We start from the raw sequence: 15,068 nt of genomic DNA on the forward strand, positions 1-15,068 counted from the left end.
TTTCGACGCCGTGCCGGCCGCACTGCACTTGACGGCGTACGAACACCCCGGTGACACACCCGAAACGATGTGACCCGGCACAGGCGGCGACATTCGATTGACCGAGATCATTGACAACCTGCAGGCGCGGATCGAGGAGGCCGCCCGCCACGGATGGTTTGGGGAAGTCCAAGGGCTGCGCGTCAGCCTGGAGGCCGCCCGCCTCAAGCTCGCCGACGCCGAACGAAACACCCGAACCAGCGCCACAGGGCCAGTCTTGCTCGGTCTGCCGATTACCGCGCGCGCCGACAACAACATCACCGCTGTCCAGGCTCGGGATACTGACTAGCAATCACGGGCACCCAGACATCCCATAATGCCGATGGGCGGGCGTTCTCGTTGTATGGCCGGGTGCGCATTTCAGATATCGACCTGCTTCGGTTTGTCGGGACGGTGTCTCGGGTTGAACGGCCCGTCCCGTCGATGACATTGGGGCGCTGCCGGAGTCCGCAGGGCTGCGGTCGGAATGCTTGATGGTCAACGGAATTTGTGATGGGCCGGATGGGTGAACCATCCGGCCGCTCGAGTGCCGTGGTCAGGCTTTCACGAACCGCAGGAGTGCTGTGTTGACCTCGTCGGCGTGCGTCCACAGCAGGCCGTGGGGCGCGCCGTCGATCTCGACGTATTCCGCCTCCGTAACGAGTGCCGCGAACCGGCGTCCCGAGGCGTCCTGTCGAGCCCGCATCGAACTCCACCGCCGTGGCCCGGTCGGCCTCGACGGTTCCGGGACCGGGTCCGCCGGCCCCGGATCAATTCTCTGCTGGCTCTTGCACCCCAGTGCTACCTGTCAGATCTAGAGGCTGTCGGGAAGCGCCGCCGCCGGGCGACGGTGAGGAATGCGTAGAGCCCACCGGCGACGAGGCTGCCCGACAGCCAGGAGAAGTCGGTATTGGCCAGGGACTTGGCGAGAGGGCCTTGCATCGCGGGGACCAGACCGTATTGCCAGGCCCAACTGGCGAGCAAGCCGGCCACTACGCTTACCAGGCCGGGGATATTGAGGTTGCCATAGGCAGAAGACGTGGCATCGCGGTACAGGTCGGGGATCGACAGGGTGCGCCGGCGGATCAGGAAATAATCGACGAGCAGGATGGACATCCAGGGGCTGATCCACATGAGTATGGAAACCATCCAGTCGTCGAAGGCGTGGGCGAAGCTGGATGAGTTGATGAAGATGGCCAGAACGACAGAGGCGATCGCACCGGCGAACAGGGTGATCTTCCAGCGGGCGATGCGGATGCCGATGGTCAGGGCGGCCAGCGAGCACGAGTAGAGGTTGAGGATGTTGGTGGCGACCGGGCCGTGCATGATCAGCAGGAGTACGGGGATCGCGAGGGCACCGAAAGTGCCGACGACGAGGGTGGACGGGTCCGCGCTGCCGCCGGCGCTCGCGAGACAGGCGCCGAGGGCAGCGAGCCAGACCGTCGGGATGTACATGCCGGAGGCCGAAGCCCAGAAGACGGTCCGGGCGGGCAGGTTCGGGCGGGCGAAGCGGCTGTAGTCGGCGGCATAGGGGATCCAGGTCAAGCCCCAGCCGACACCGATGGCGGTGACGAGCTGTGTGATGGCCGTGAGCTTTTCGGCGGGGGTGTCGGCCTTGGCAGGTGACCAGTCCAGGTGGGTACGGGCGAGCGCCACTACCGTCATCACCACCATGACCGCGACGGTGAGCGGCACCGTGTACTTCTCGAAGGCGCGGATGGCGTAGAAGCCGTACAGTGCGAGGGCGAGCTGCACGGCCATGATGACCGCCGCCACAGCGATTTTCAGCCCCAGGCCACCTCGGATGCCTGTCTGGTCGAGTACGGCCAGTACGAGGTCGAGCACCACCCAGCTGTTCACGCCGACCCAGGCCATGGTCAGCAGACCTTGCACGATGGCCGGTAGCGCCGCGCCGCTGATACCGAAGGCCGAGCGCCCCAGCACCATCTGATTGACGGCCGTGCGGTGTCCGATCACATTGAACAGGCCGAATATCGCGCAGCCGAACAGATTTCCGACCACGACGACGATCAGGGTCTCGAACAGGCTGAGCCCGAGGGTGATGCCGAGCGCGCCGAGCACCCAGTTGATGGGAGCGATATTCGCGCCGCACCAGATCCAGAACAGTTCCCAGGATGAGCAGTCGCGCTCCTGGTCGGGGATGGGTAGGACGCCGTGCTCGTCGAAGCGGACGCCAGTATCGGTGGGGGAGGTGATCGCAGCGGTGCCGGGAGGTTGCGGAGAGGACATAGCGGTGTTCCTTCGTAGTGAGGTACCTCATAACAGCACCGTCACTGTCCGGGAAGGGATAGATGTTCATCCACCAATCACTGGTTCTCCGTGTACATTCCACCAGGTGTTGACTATTAGCCGACTCGTCGCGGATCCTGCCCTGGGGCTGCGGGTCGTGACGACGGAACTCACCGAATCCTTGGGGACGGAGATCCACTGGCTGCACACGACGGAGCTAGCCGACCCGTCGCCCTACGTCCGGTCCGGTGAACTCGTGCTCACCAATGGCCTATGGCTGTCACATGTTTCGACGGACCGGTTCGTGGCGGCGGTCGCGCGGGCGGGTGCGGCCGGGTTGGTGTTCGGGCTCACGGCGCAAACCCAGTCGCTGCCCGAAGGTCTTGTCGCGCTGTGTCTTTCACACGGGTTGCCGCTCATCGAGCTGTGTATCGGGGTGCCGTTCGCCGCGCTCACCCGGGCGGCCGCCCGGATCCAGAACGAGGTGCTGCAGGCGGAACTGACCGCCACTGTCCATCGTGGTGACGCCCTCGCCACCGCTCTCTCACGCGGCAGCGGTGCGGCGGGCGTACTCGAAATCCTGCGCGGTGAAACGGAATTGCCGCTGCTGGTGGTAGACCGCAAAGGTCGCCGCCTGGCCAGTATCGGCTGTGAGCCGACCGATGAGCAGGTGCGGCTGGCCTCGGCCGCACTCAATCGCACTCCGCCGCCGATCGAGGTCGATCTGCTCGGGGGCGGACCCGCGGTGTTGTATCTCGTGGAGGGTGCGATGGGGGAGATCGACGCCGGGCTCTATTGCCTGGAACCCGCCGCGAATCTCACCGCTGCAGATCGGGACGCGCTGGCCCAGGCGGCGCGCTTCCTGAGCTTGGAGGTCACCAAACAGCAGGCCGTACACGCCATCGAGGCGCGTTTCGCCACAGAGCTTTTGGAGATGATCCTCTCCGGGCCGCGAAGCAGCGGTGAGGTGATTCGCCGTCTGCGCGCCTATGGCGTGCCACCGGACCGGCCGCTGGGAGTGCTGGTGTCCGCGCCGGTCGCCGCCTCCGGCGCCGATACCCTGCCCGGCGATATCGCCCACGCGGTGGGCGCGTTCTTTGCCACCCACGGCATAACCGTATTCACTGCGGTAGGAAGCCGGGATGTGGTCTCCATCTGCCTGTGGGAGCGCTCGGCGGACGAGTTGGCGCGCTTCGCCCGCGACCTGGCCGCGGAGGCCGGCAGACGGGTCTCCGCCGAACGGGTCGTGATCGGCGTAGGAGATATCGCCACGGCCGGTGGACTGCGGGAATCACTGGTGCGTGCCCGCGAGGTCTGTCAGGTCCTGCGAGTCCAGCATGGCCCGGACACCGCTGTCTTCGCCGATATCGCGACCTTCCGGATGCTGCTCGGCCTACTCGACGACCAGGTGCGGCAACGGTTCTCGGAACAGGTGCTGGGCGTCATCCGGGACCACGACGCCCGCGCCGGCACCGACCTCGAACACACCCTGCGCACCTTCCTCGCGCACGACGGCCAGTGGGCGGTCACGGCCGCTGCCCTGCACGTCCACGTCAACACCCTGCGCAATCGCATGGCCCGCATCACCGAGCTGACCGGCCGCAATGTCAACCGCCTCGAGGACACCATCGACCTGTACCTGGCCCTGGTGGCCGGACCTCTGGGCCCGGCCACGGGCCCGTCCGCCTACTGACCGGCCTCGATCCGGATACGCTCCCACTTCGCCTCACACCCGCGTCGACGTGAGCTCACCCGTGTCCACGCCCCGAGCAGCATGACCGACCCGCGCATGGCATTCGCTGCGGATCACGTCCCGGCCGTGTGCTACCGCCGCCGCGACCCAGCGGCCCGCCCCGACCCGCGTACGGGCAGGGGCACGGCATAGTCTCCCGCCACGCACTGCTACCGCGGGTAGACGGCTTCGTCCACGTCGTAGGTAGGCAGGGGACGGGTCGGGGTGTGGGTGTCCTCCCGTGCCCAGGTCGCTACGTCGCGGCAGCGGGCGAAGGTGACGTCTCCGCGTTCCTGGGCGTAGGCGATCAGGTTGCGCAGGGCCAGCATTCGGCCCGGACGACCGGTCAGGAACGGATGCATGCACACGTTGAACAGGCAGCCGTAGTGGCGCATGCCGTCGAGCTCGGCCCGCCACATCTGCTCGACCTTGACCGGGGACTCGATGACCGAGCCGATGCGCGGTGCGGGCAGGTACGCGTACTGCTCCCAGTCGTCCAACGACCAGTGCACGGGCAGTTCGATTATCGAGCCCTGTGGGGTGTCCACGTGGTACGGCCGGTCATCACCCATCAGCGAGGAGTCGTAGGCCAGGCCGTATTCCGCTATCAGGGAAAGGGTTTCGTGACTGGCGCTCCACATCGCGGCGCGATGTCCGGCGATCTCGATGCCCTGGGACGTGAAGACCTTCAGGGCGCGTTCGAAATCGGTGCGCTCGGCGCCGGCGGGCAGCGAGGTGGGCGGCCGGTGGCTGTAGGAGTGGTGCGCGACCTCATGCCCGTGCTCGACGATCGACGCGGCCAGTCCCGGGCGTTGTTCGGCGACCCAACCGGGTACGAAGAACGTTGCGGGAACACCCATCTCGTCGAGCAGGTCGAGAATGCGCGGCACTCCCACATCCGGTCCGTAGGCCTGGTGTGACATCACCATGGGCTGCTCGGCATAGTGCCGGCCCTCGGCGAGGATCGGCGTCTCGGCGTCCACGTCGAAGGTCAGCGTCGCCACCGCGGCCGCGCCGCGGGTCCAGGTCCGAGCGCTCATTTGCCGGTGCGCTCGCGCCATGCCGCGGCGCAGTCCAGGGTTGCCATGGGGTGCAGCATCTCATGATCGAACGAGGAGAGTTCCGCCCCGGTCTCGACCCGGCGCGGCAGGTCCGGATTGGCCAGTGCGCCCGTACCCAGCGACAGGATGTCGGCGTGCCCGCCGGTCAGCACATCGGCGGCCTGGGGCAGATTGTGCATACCTCCATTGGCGATGACCGGGCGACCGGACACCTCCCGAGCCAGCTGGGTGACGGTTGTGCCGCTGGGGAGTTTCGCGGTCTCGAGGAAATTCCGGCCCTCGCTGGCGATGTGCAGGTAGGTCGCTTCGGTCAAGGCCGCGAAGATGGTGTGCGCGTCGGCCTCACCCTCCGGCCAGCGATAGGTGAAGTCGTTGACCTTGGTCTGCGACAGCCGGACTCCGACCGGGAAGTCTCCGAGGGCGTCACGAATCGCACGCAGCACCTGCGCGGTGAGCCGGATGCGATTCTGCACCGGCCCGCCGTATTCATCGGTGCGCTGGTTGGTGTAGTCGGTCAGGAACTGGTCGAGCAGATAGCCGTTGGCGCCATGGATCTCGACGCCGTCGAAACCAGCCGCACGGGCGTTCTCCGCCGCCGCGACGAAACCGGCCACGACATCGTCGATGTCGTGCGCGGTCATCTCTCGGGGCGCGTTCCATGCTCCACCGACCCCGCCGTAATCGACCATCATCTGCCCGCGTGGCGCCACCGCGGACGGCCCGATGGTCTCGAAGCCGTGGGCATTGCCCTGGGAAATGGCTCCGGCGTGCATCAGTTGCGCGACGATCGGAGTCCCGGCCGCGTGCACGGTGTCGACTACCGCGCGCCAGCCCGCGACGTGCTGTTCGGTGACCAGGCCGGGCTGGTTGAAGTAACCCTGGCTGTGGGCGGCGTCTGGATAGATGCCCTCGGTGATGATCAGGCCGAATCCGCCCATCGCGTATTCGCGGTAATACGCGGTCATCTGCTCGGTGGGAGTGCCGTCGGGGGTGGCCGAGACCCGGGTCATCGGCGCCACGGCGAATCGGTTGCGCAGTTTCAGGGTGTCCAGCCCGAACGGCTCGAGTGCGGGGTGGGCGAGTTCGGTGGTGATCATCGGTGGTTCTCCTCGCTGGTCGGGGGAAGGACGGTCAGGGCCAGTGGCGTGGGTCGAGCCCCATTGATGGGGTTGTGGTCTTGTGGACAGGCGGAAACCACCACCAGGCAGTCCATTTCGGCGCGGAAGGTGATGGCGTCCCCGGGCCCGGTGGCGGCCTCGAGCCAGGTCAGGCTCTCGTCCGGGGCTACCGGAATGCGCATGAACACATTGATCGGTTGCGGAATGAACTGCGGCGCACCATGTCCCAGCTCGGTCACCGTTCGGCGCAGATTGTCGGCGCAGTTGGCGTGTTCAGGATCCCCGTACGCCGCATAGCGTTCCGGGTCGCAGGCGGCGATCAACATGTCGTGCACACCCGGCGAGGTGTCATCGACATAGGTGAGGATCGGCCGCCGCCGGTTGGTCACGAATGACTCGCCGAGCGCGGGAAACAGTCGCGCGGTGTGGGTGCGCGTGTGAGAGGCGCTGTGGTGCTCGGTGAGATCGTGGGCGTTGTAGGCGAACACATCACCCACCTGGCCGCCATCGACGTCGGTGATCCGCAACCGCTCACCGGCGCGCAGGGTCACCGCTCGGGCTCGCCTCGCCGGCACGGTAATCGGCTCCGGATGGCTCAACACTGTCATGGATGTCAGTCAACCGAACGACCGGGCGCTGTCGAAATGGATGATCACACAGCATCATTGGCATTCGGTGGATCTTCCTACATGTCGAAGCGGAAATGCTTCTCGGTAGCGTCGTGTCCATGACCACCGCCACCGCCATGGCTCAGGCGCTCGCAGCGGGCGATACGACCTCGGCCCAACTGGCCGCCGTCGCCGTCGACCGGGCCCAGCGATCGGATTCGACCGCGGTACTCGTCACCGTCACCGCCGAGCGCGCCGGATACCAGGCCGAGGGCGCCGATCGCCGCCGCCTGCGCGGCACCCGGCGCGGTCCGCTCGACGGAATTCCGATTGCGTGGAAGGACGTCTTCGATATCCAAGGCACGGTCACGACCAGCGGTTCGGCCAGCCACCTGCACGACGAACCCGCCGCCGTGGACAGCCGCCTCGTCCGGCGCGCCCATGACAGCGGGCTGGTCACCATCGGCAAGACCAACCTCAGCGAGTTCGCCTTCTCCGGTCTCGGGATCAACCTCCGCCTCGGCACCCCCGCCAATCCCGTGGACCCGGAACGGGTCCCGGGCGGCTCCTCATCCGGATCTGCGGTGGCGGTCGCGCGTGGCATCGTCCCGCTGGCGGTCGGTACCGACACCTCGGGATCGGTGCGGGTGCCCGCCGCCTACTGCGGAATCATCGGGTATCGCGCCAGCCCGGGACGCTACGGTGCGAACGACTTCGCGCCGCTGTCCATCACGCTCGACAGCACCGGCATACTCGCCACCAGCGTGAACGACATCATCGCTCTCGACCGGATTTTCGCGCCGCATCGACGCGGCGAGCACGCGCCGACTCGGCGGTTCGTCGTTCCCGGAGGCGAGTGGACAGAAGACGTCACGCCCGGGATCGCCGCCGGCTTCGAGGCCGCGCTTGCCGAAATCCGGTGCGCCGGAGCCGACGTCCACACGCGCGACATGGCGTCGCTGAGTGCCGCACAGGAATTGATGGACCGCGTCGGCACCATCGTGGGCGCGGAGGCATACCGCCTGCACCGCCACCGTCTCGACTCCAGCCTGCCGATCGAGCCGGCCACTCGGCGAAGACTCGAAAGCAACTCGCACACAGCAGATTCCATTGCCCCGGTGTATGCCAGGATGAGCGCCTTGCGCGCGGAGTTCGCCGCCGAACTCGACGGTGCGACACTGCTGTGTCCTACCGTGCGTCACCCACCGCCGCGCCTGGCCGATCTCCGCGACCCGGCCGACTACGACAGCGCGAATGCCACCACTCTGCGCACCACGATGGTCCTCAGCTATCTGGGCACCTGCGGAATTACGCTACCTGTCGGGACTTCGGTAGCCGGGCCCGCGTGTGGGCTGCTGCTGTCGCTACCGTCCGGGCGCGACGGCGACCTGCTGGCGCACGCCGACTGGGCGCGGCGCAAGGCGACCTAGCCGCAGCCCCCCGGCCATACGAGAGCTGGTCACGGCCCGTGAGGGCCAGTTGATCGGAAAGTCGCGGTAGTGCAGCGGGGGCGAGCGTAACCAACTGTGTCGCAATGGTTTTCGGGTTTGACCAACTGTGCGATAGCCCGGGTGTCGACCTGATCGGATGTTCGGCTCAGCGGTGCCGACTCGGAAACTATTCACAGTGGCCGGTTCTACTCTGACTTTTCAGCCCCGTGGACCGTATGGATTCACCAGGATCTGGCCGAGGGGCGGGCGCTGACCTGGGACAAAAGGTCCGCTGGCTCAACGGGCCTCCTAAATTGGCAATGCGCCACAACCGGAGCCTCACCAGCCCGGGACCCAAGGGGCGGGCGCGTGAGGGCCGGATACGCGAAGAGCTCCTCAGCGCATGAACTGCCTGCGGCGGCGGGCGTGTCAGCAGTCCTCGTTCGGCTGGGCCCGTCTGTTGAACCAGTGCCGGCCGAGCCGGGTGCGCAGCTGGTAGGGCGAGGCTGAGACCTCGGGGCTCGGAATGATTGTGCAGCCGAACAGTTTTGCCACCTCGGTGATGGTTTCGGGTTCGGCGAGGACGAGGATCTCGTCGCCGGCGTGCAGGACGGTGTCGGCGGTGACGGTGACCAGTCGTCCCTGGCGGATGAGCACGCTCACCCACAGGTCGTCGGAGGGCAGGTCGGCCACGGTGGTGCCGTCGGCGGGGGATCCGGCCGCGATGGTGAAGCGGTGCAGGCTGTTGGGTTCTTCCTCGAAACGGGCGTTCATGCCCCAGGGCCGGGGGTTGACGGTTTCGAGAGGGATGCCCAGGCGACGCGCGAGGACGGGCACCGCTCCGCCCTGCACGATGACGGAGAAGGCGACCACGACGAAGATGATGTCGTAGGCGCGCTTGGCGTCGGAGACCCCGGCCTGCAGGATGAACACGCCCAGCAGAATCGGTACCGCGCCCTTGAGCCCGGTCCAGCTGATGAACCCTCGTTCACCGCGGTTGAGGTCGGTGCGCCATAGCAGGAGCGCGACCAGCAGCGGGCGGATCACTACGGCCAGCAGCGCGGCCAGGCCCAGTCCGATCCAGAGAGCGTTGCCGTCGGTGATTCCCTGTGGGCCGGTGATCTGGATGGTCAATCCCAGCATGACGAAGGCGACGATCTCGGCCAGGTTCGCCAACGCCGAATGGAACCGCTCGATCTCGATCCTGTAGGGGGCTCGTTGATCGCCGACCATGACGCCCGCGACCAGCACGGCCAGGAATCCGGACCCGTGCGCCAGCGTGGTCAGCGCGTAGATGGCGAACACGCACATGAGCACGCGCAGTGAGTACAGGCCGGCCGCCGGCAGCAGCACGCTGCGCATGAACCACAGCAAGCCCGATCCGCCGAGCACGCCGATCACCGCCCCGATGATCAGCTGGGTGGTGAATTCCCAGGCGATCGAACCCGCAGCGCCAGCGGTGAAGTGGGTCGTGCCCAGCAGGACCACCATCAAAGCGATGCCGACCGGATCGTTGGCACCGGATTCGCCCTGCAGCAGGACTCCGCGGCGAGCCCGACCGCGGCGACGATCAGCAGGGTGGTTGCGAAGGGCACCACATCGTTCATCGGACCCGGCCGATGTGTCGCCCTGCCATCGAGTGCTCCTTCTGGTTCCAGCGATCAAACCTGCATCGCCGACCAGACTTCCCAGCACACCCGTACCAACCTTAACGGTCGAGAATCTCGCGGTGACAGCGAATTCCCGCCGGGCAGGGTCTGTCTCGAACCGCCCGGTCAGGGTACGGGTTCGGCGTTGGCGACGTGGATGAGCATGTCGACCGGATCCAGCGTCACCAGGCCGCTGGTCACGATCTCATCGATCTAAGGCAGGAACCGCTGGATGGCATCCTCGGCGTCGACGATGATCACCGCCACGGGCAGATCCCTCGACGGGGCGAAGAAGCGGCGGCTGTGGATGCGGTAGGTGGTGCCGTAGCCCTCCATGCCCCGGAACACCGATGCCCCGGCCAGTCCGGCCGCGTGGGCGCGCCGCACGACCTCCCGCCACACCGGTTCCCGATTCCAGGTGTCACCGTCACCGACAACGATCGACAGCCGCAACGCCTTGCCCGCAACGCGCATTCTGCTCACCCTTTCCCGCACACCCGAGGGACCCGCGGCGGCGCGCCGGCAACACCCCACTGCGAAGCCCCTTGACCGCGATCCAACTCCTCCAGCCCGGTCTACATCAAGCGATCCCAGCCCCGAATCCCGCAGGTCATACGCCTCCTTTACAGGCCCCTGCCCGTGTTCTCGGGTGAGGTCCAGGCCAATGAGGGCCAGCGGCGCGAAAACTCGCGCTCGGCTCCCGCATCGCGACTTCTATTCTGAGACGCCTTGTGCGGCAGCCGGTTTCTTGTCGGGGGGTGGGCTTCCCCAGCCCGATCTCGCGAAAAGTCGCGGTAAGGAGTTACCGCAGACAATGACCCATTTTCTGCGGTAGCTCAGGTACTGATCTGGGCGTATGCACCGCACGGGCAGCGCCGACTCGGAAAATTATCCGCGGCAGCCGGTCTTACCGTGACTTTCAGCCGCGCGGACCTCACGGGCCGGTTCGGCATGCGTCCAACGACGTGCCGTATCGGATGTGGACTTCCCGGGGAGATCCCGGTCGTGATCCTGGAACCTGCCACGAGCCGGTGGCTGCCCTCGGCGCTGGCGTGGCCTATTCGTGCCGGAGTCCGAGGAGGGTGCGGGCATTGGTTCCCAGCACGCGGGTGCGGTCGTCGGCGGTGAAGCGTGGGTAGGTGTTGATGCCGTCGATGGTATAGCGCAGGCCGATTTCCTGGCCGAAGGGGAAGTCGGTGCCCAGCAGGATGTGGTTGGTGGAGACGATGGAGGTCAGGGCGTCGAGGACCGGTGTGGCGGTGGAGAGGGCTGTGTCGAAGTAGAACCACCGGATGCGTTGGCGGGCTCCGGCTTCGGCGGTGTGCAGCTGTTCGAGGACATCCCGCGCGGGGGGCGGGGTGCCGTGGTCGCGCAGGTAGGCGGTGTAGGCGTCGACCAACGGTTTGCGGTCCAGGAGTTTGTGCAGGACCGAGGGGACGCAGGTGGCGCTGTGTGTGAAGACGAACCGGATATTCGGGAAACGCCGATCCACCTGGTGGAGCAACAGATTGGCTACGGCTCGGGTGGAGTCGAAGCCGAACTCCAACTGGGAGGGCTGAATACCCGGGACGGGTGATCCATCGCCCGGCTGGGTGGGGTACATGCCGTTGGTCGACACCGCCGGGTGTACGAATGCCACAGCGTGCCGTTTGTCGAGTTCTTCGTACAACGGGTCCAGCAGCGGATCGCCCTGGTAGAGGCCGGCGTGGTTGCTGAGCATGGCGACACCGGACGCGCCGTGTTCGTCGAGCGCCGAAATAGCTTCGGCGACAGCGGCATCCACGGTCGGCAGCGGCAGGCTGGCGAAATATCCGAACCGGTCGGGCCAGCGCCGGGCGCAGTCCTCACCGTAGCGGTTGACCTCGGTGGCGAGGATGGACGCGGCGGCCGGGTCGAGGAAGTGCAGTGGAATCGGAACCGACAGTATGGCGCGCGCGATGGTGCTGCGGTCCATGATGTCGAGCGATGCCTCGGGTTTCCAGGGTGGAATGGGCTCCCCGCCGATGGTGTGGATATCGTGAGCGCCGAGCGCGTCCAGCAATTGCGGGGGCAGCATATGGTGATGGAAGTCGATGGTCACGGGGTCGGCTCCTGTCGGGTGCGATGAAGTTGTGGTGCGTCGGTGAGCGTGCCCAGCCAGGCGAAAATGTCTCGGGCAGCGCCGATTCGGGTGGCCGATGGGTCGTCGGGCATCCGATGGAGGGCTCCGTCGGCGATCTCGACGAAGGTGGCCATGGCGCCGATCCGGCGGCGCAGCACCGTATGCCAGGCGTCGTGGTCTATGACGTAGTAGACCGTCCGATCTCCGGGGCGGCTACGCCGTGAGACCAGCCCGGCGGCCTGTGTCAACCGCAGGCCGGTCGTGATCGACGCCCGGCTCGCCCCCAGCGCCGCGGACAGCTCCGCGCCCGACTGCTCGGCCGGTTCGCAGATCATCAACCACGCCAGCAGGCGTGCCGCGATGGGTGCGATACCGAATGTGTCGGTGAAGTAGTTGCCCGCCCGTTCGGTCCAGGTGCGCCGGAAGTTGTCGTCGACCACGACTCGACTCTAACGGATGATGATAGAAGATGCTAGTGGAAACTAGCATGTTCTAGCGCTGACGCCATCCACCGCTGACTCGCGTGAACGAGTCCTGCCATGCCTCGCCGTCGACTTCATCGGGCCCGCGTCACGAGCTCCATGTGTCCCGACCTTCTGTCCCATCACCGGTATCTCCGATGAGGAGATTCGTGGCCCGCTGTTCGTCGGGCACCGGCCGGCCCGGCCCGGGCGAGTGCCTCGCTGACCGGGACGTGTGCCCCGACACCGGGCTGGCGCGGCTGTCCTACGATCAGGCCGCGTCGCCATCGCCGCGCTGACCATCGGCGACGTCGTCACGACCACCGACGCCGACGGCCGTGTGCTCGTCCATCTCGGCGGCGCGCCGCCGACGACGCTCACCGCCGCCGACGATCCGGACCGGTGCCCGGTCACCGCGCTGCGCGGCCGGCTCGAGGTGCGCGGCGCGCTGCAGCGCTACAGTGGCCACGCCCTGCTCGCCCACGCGCTGGAAAACCACACGCTCCCACCGATTTCCGTGGAGTCCGTGGATCCCGGTCAGCCGCTGTTCGTGCTGCTCGACCGCCACGGCTACGCGCCCAACCCGCACACCGACACCCCCGGCGCGCCGCCGACCCTGCCCGCCCTCGGCGTCGATTCGATCAGCGCGGTCATCACCCGCCACCTGTCCGGGCAGCCGGTGAAGTACCGGACGCGCCCGTGGAGGCCGGTCCCCGACGACCCGGGCGAGGTGCCGGAGCCGATCGTCGAGATCGAGCTCGCCGGCGACTACTACGAGCGCGGCACCGCGGCCCGGCGCCGCGACGCCGAACTGCTCGCCGACGTCGACGACCGCCTCGACGCCGTGCTGGCCCAGATGGACGACTGGCTCACCCGCACCGGCGCACTCATCGCCGACACCCTCGGCGCCCGCACGACGTGAGCGCACACCGGGCCGCCGAATCCGGCCGGCCCCAGCCGAATTCGCTGACCGCTGTCGGTGCGGGCTCCTATGCTCGGGGGTAGTGGCGCATCCGGCCGAGATCCGGCGCTGACGCAGTGATGCCCCGGGCATTGACCCAGGGCATCGCGAAAAAGGTCTGACCCGACCCGACGGCGAGAGTGCGTTCTGGGTCGACACGGTGGCCGTGTGTCCGGCTGATGGCTGTCAGTCGAGGTGTCGGAGGCCGGGCCATAGTTGTGCCCAGGTGCCGCGTGGTTGTGTGCACAGGTAGATGGCGGCATGCCGGGCGGTCTCCTGATCGGTCAGCCCGGCCGGCAGGGTGATGGGTTCGACTTCGGTGACCTTGGACCAGAAGCGGTGCAGGTAGCCGGGGTCCCACTGACCCACACACAGCACGGTGTCGGGCGTGCCCGGTGGCGGTCCCCACAGTAGGTAGTTGTTGTGGCCGCTGAGCACCTGCCGGTGCAGTCCCCTCGCGGGCCCGAGGATGGTCACTGCCCCGGCTTCGCCGTAGTTGCTGGTGAAGATGGGGACATCGGCCGGCAACGGTGCTGCGGCGCGGGCGATCTGGTCGACGAATCGGGGCCAGCCGTAGGTTTCCATCGGCTGGGGGTCGATCGGCCGCAGCGCGGTCTCTGCGCGGGGTGGGAGCACCGGCAATCCGATCACGATCGCGATGATCGCGGCGGCGGCGACCGCGGCTGGCCAGCCGAAGCGGCCGCGGGCTGTCGCAGCGGTTTCGACTCGTACCGCCCCGGCCGCGAACAGACCGGCCAGTGCCGGGGCGGCGTAGTAGACCTTGCCGCCGCTAATGGTGAACAACAGCACCACCATGATGGTCGCGGCCAGCAGCCAGCGATGGTCGTCTCCGGCTCGCGAAAGCAGTTGGCGTACACCGGCATACCACAACACGATCAACGGCGGGCCGGCGAGCAGCAACACCAGTGTCGGCAAGTGGGTCAGCGCGCCGACTGCGCCGCCTTGCTGGCCGGCGAGCTCTCGTGCCATGAGTAGATTCGCCCACCGGTGCCGCGCGTCCCAGACGATGTTCGGTGTGGCGATCAGGATGGCCATCCCGCATGCCAGCCAGGGGCCGCGGCTGTACAGCGCGTCGCGGCGAAACAACACCAAGCCGACTGCGATGCCGATCAGCAGCACCGCGAGGGTGTCCTTGGTCTGCAATCCGAGACCGGCCACCGCGCCGGCGGCGAGCCAGACTCGCGTCGAGCGTAGCCGCAGCGCTCGGGCTGTCAGCACGAGCACGGCCACCCAAGCCAGCTGATCGAGGACCGTCGTACCGAAGAGCATCGAGGCGGCAACGAATACCGGGCAGGCCGCGACGGCTGCTGCGGCCAGGGTCTGGGCTCGTCGTCGGCCGCCGAGTTCTGCCGCCAGCACGGACGCCAGCGGGATGCACCCGATCTGGGCGGTGATCGCCAGCAGACGCAGTGGCAATACCCCGCCCGGCAGGTCGGCGGCCAGCCGTGCCAGCAGCGGCGCCAGCGGCGGTTGGTCGACATATCCCCAGTCCAGGTGCCGACCGCAGATGACGTAGTAGAACTCGTCGCGATGCCAGCCAAAGCGGATGGCCAGCAGCAGATGCACCATCGCCGTCACCGCCACGACCCCCAGCACCGGGCGCCAAGCGACCGGCGGGCGACCTGAAGGATGTTGCTCGAACCGCATAGATGGGACTG

Annotated in this window: 13 protein-coding genes and 1 pseudogene; 4 read left to right on the forward strand and 10 right to left on the reverse strand. The window is 67.3% G+C overall.

Features of this window, described 5'->3' with window-relative positions:
• Positions 1–97 precede the first annotated feature (97 nt).
• Positions 98–328, forward strand: a complete 231-nt coding sequence (locus ACIRRA_RS40570; protein WP_402779830.1) for a hypothetical protein — start codon at positions 98–100, stop codon at positions 326–328.
• A 246-nt stretch (positions 329–574) separates the two neighbouring features.
• Here ACIRRA_RS40570 and ACIRRA_RS40575 read toward each other — a convergent pair.
• Positions 575–709, reverse strand: a pseudogene (locus ACIRRA_RS40575) (alpha/beta fold hydrolase); the annotation flags it as partial.
• A 110-nt stretch (positions 710–819) separates the two neighbouring features.
• Positions 820–2,268 (reverse strand): cytosine permease, encoded by a 1,449-nt coding sequence (locus tag ACIRRA_RS40580; RefSeq protein WP_402779832.1) that lies wholly within the window; start codon positions 2,266–2,268, stop codon positions 820–822.
• A 106-nt stretch (positions 2,269–2,374) separates the two neighbouring features.
• Here ACIRRA_RS40580 and ACIRRA_RS40585 point away from each other — a divergent pair, with 106 nt between their 5' ends.
• A complete protein-coding gene (locus tag ACIRRA_RS40585; protein WP_402779834.1) occupies positions 2,375–3,961 on the forward strand; it encodes a PucR family transcriptional regulator ligand-binding domain-containing protein in 1,587 nt (528 codons plus the stop codon).
• Between the two features lie 209 nt (positions 3,962–4,170).
• On the opposite strand, the gene ACIRRA_RS40590 is transcribed toward ACIRRA_RS40585, so the two are convergent.
• The 3 genes from ACIRRA_RS40590 to ACIRRA_RS40600 are packed head-to-tail and all read right to left on the reverse strand — an operon-like array spanning position 4,171 to position 6,787.
• Positions 4,171–5,040: a polysaccharide deacetylase gene (locus tag ACIRRA_RS40590; RefSeq protein WP_402779836.1), complete on the reverse strand. Its 870-nt coding sequence runs from the start codon at positions 5,038–5,040 to the stop codon at positions 4,171–4,173.
• On the reverse strand, positions 5,037–6,158 hold the full coding sequence (locus ACIRRA_RS40595) for an NADH:flavin oxidoreductase (RefSeq protein WP_402779839.1): 1,122 nt from the start codon (positions 6,156–6,158) through the stop codon (positions 5,037–5,039). Before ACIRRA_RS40595 ends, ACIRRA_RS40590 begins: the two co-directional genes overlap by 4 nt.
• Entirely contained in the window at positions 6,155–6,787 is a 633-nt protein-coding gene (locus tag ACIRRA_RS40600; protein WP_402779841.1) for a DUF1989 domain-containing protein, read from the reverse strand. Before ACIRRA_RS40600 ends, ACIRRA_RS40595 begins: the two co-directional genes overlap by 4 nt.
• A 119-nt stretch (positions 6,788–6,906) precedes the next feature.
• Between ACIRRA_RS40600 and ACIRRA_RS40605 the strand changes: the two genes are divergently transcribed.
• The gene (locus tag ACIRRA_RS40605) at positions 6,907–8,217 is read left to right on the forward strand and encodes an amidase family protein (protein WP_402779843.1); all 1,311 of its coding nucleotides are present in this window, start codon (positions 6,907–6,909) and stop codon (positions 8,215–8,217) included.
• Between the two features lie 429 nt (positions 8,218–8,646).
• On the opposite strand, the gene ACIRRA_RS40610 is transcribed toward ACIRRA_RS40605, so the two are convergent.
• From ACIRRA_RS40610 to ACIRRA_RS40625, 4 genes are all read right to left on the reverse strand, one after another.
• A complete protein-coding gene (locus ACIRRA_RS40610; protein ID WP_402779845.1) occupies positions 8,647–9,912 on the reverse strand; it encodes a cation:proton antiporter in 1,266 nt (421 codons plus the stop codon).
• 167 nt (positions 9,913–10,079) lie between these two features.
• Entirely contained in the window at positions 10,080–10,340 is a 261-nt protein-coding gene (locus ACIRRA_RS40615; protein WP_402779847.1) for a DUF190 domain-containing protein, read from the reverse strand.
• A gap of 583 nt (positions 10,341–10,923) precedes the next feature.
• Positions 10,924–11,946 carry an amidohydrolase family protein gene (locus ACIRRA_RS40620; protein WP_402779849.1) on the reverse strand — a complete coding sequence of 341 codons (1,023 nt, stop codon included), beginning with the start codon at positions 11,944–11,946 and terminating at the stop codon, positions 10,924–10,926.
• Positions 11,943–12,407 carry a GbsR/MarR family transcriptional regulator gene (locus ACIRRA_RS40625; protein ID WP_402779851.1) on the reverse strand — a complete coding sequence of 155 codons (465 nt, stop codon included), beginning with the start codon at positions 12,405–12,407 and terminating at the stop codon, positions 11,943–11,945. The genes ACIRRA_RS40620 and ACIRRA_RS40625 overlap by 4 nt, the downstream gene beginning before the upstream one ends.
• A gap of 256 nt (positions 12,408–12,663) precedes the next feature.
• Here ACIRRA_RS40625 and ACIRRA_RS40630 point away from each other — a divergent pair, with 256 nt between their 5' ends.
• Complete coding sequence (locus ACIRRA_RS40630) at positions 12,664–13,350, forward strand: hypothetical protein (protein ID WP_402779853.1); 687 nt, start codon at positions 12,664–12,666, stop codon at positions 13,348–13,350.
• Positions 13,351–13,575: 225 nt separating this feature from the next.
• Here ACIRRA_RS40630 and ACIRRA_RS40635 read toward each other — a convergent pair whose 3' ends face one another.
• Positions 13,576–15,057 (reverse strand): glycosyltransferase family 39 protein, encoded by a 1,482-nt coding sequence (locus ACIRRA_RS40635; RefSeq protein ID WP_402779855.1) that lies wholly within the window; start codon positions 15,055–15,057, stop codon positions 13,576–13,578.
• Positions 15,058–15,068: the final 11 nt, after the last annotated feature.

The organism is Nocardia sp. NPDC101769 (assembly GCF_044766925.1).
Taxonomy (GTDB): Bacteria; Actinomycetota; Actinomycetes; order Mycobacteriales; family Mycobacteriaceae; genus Nocardia.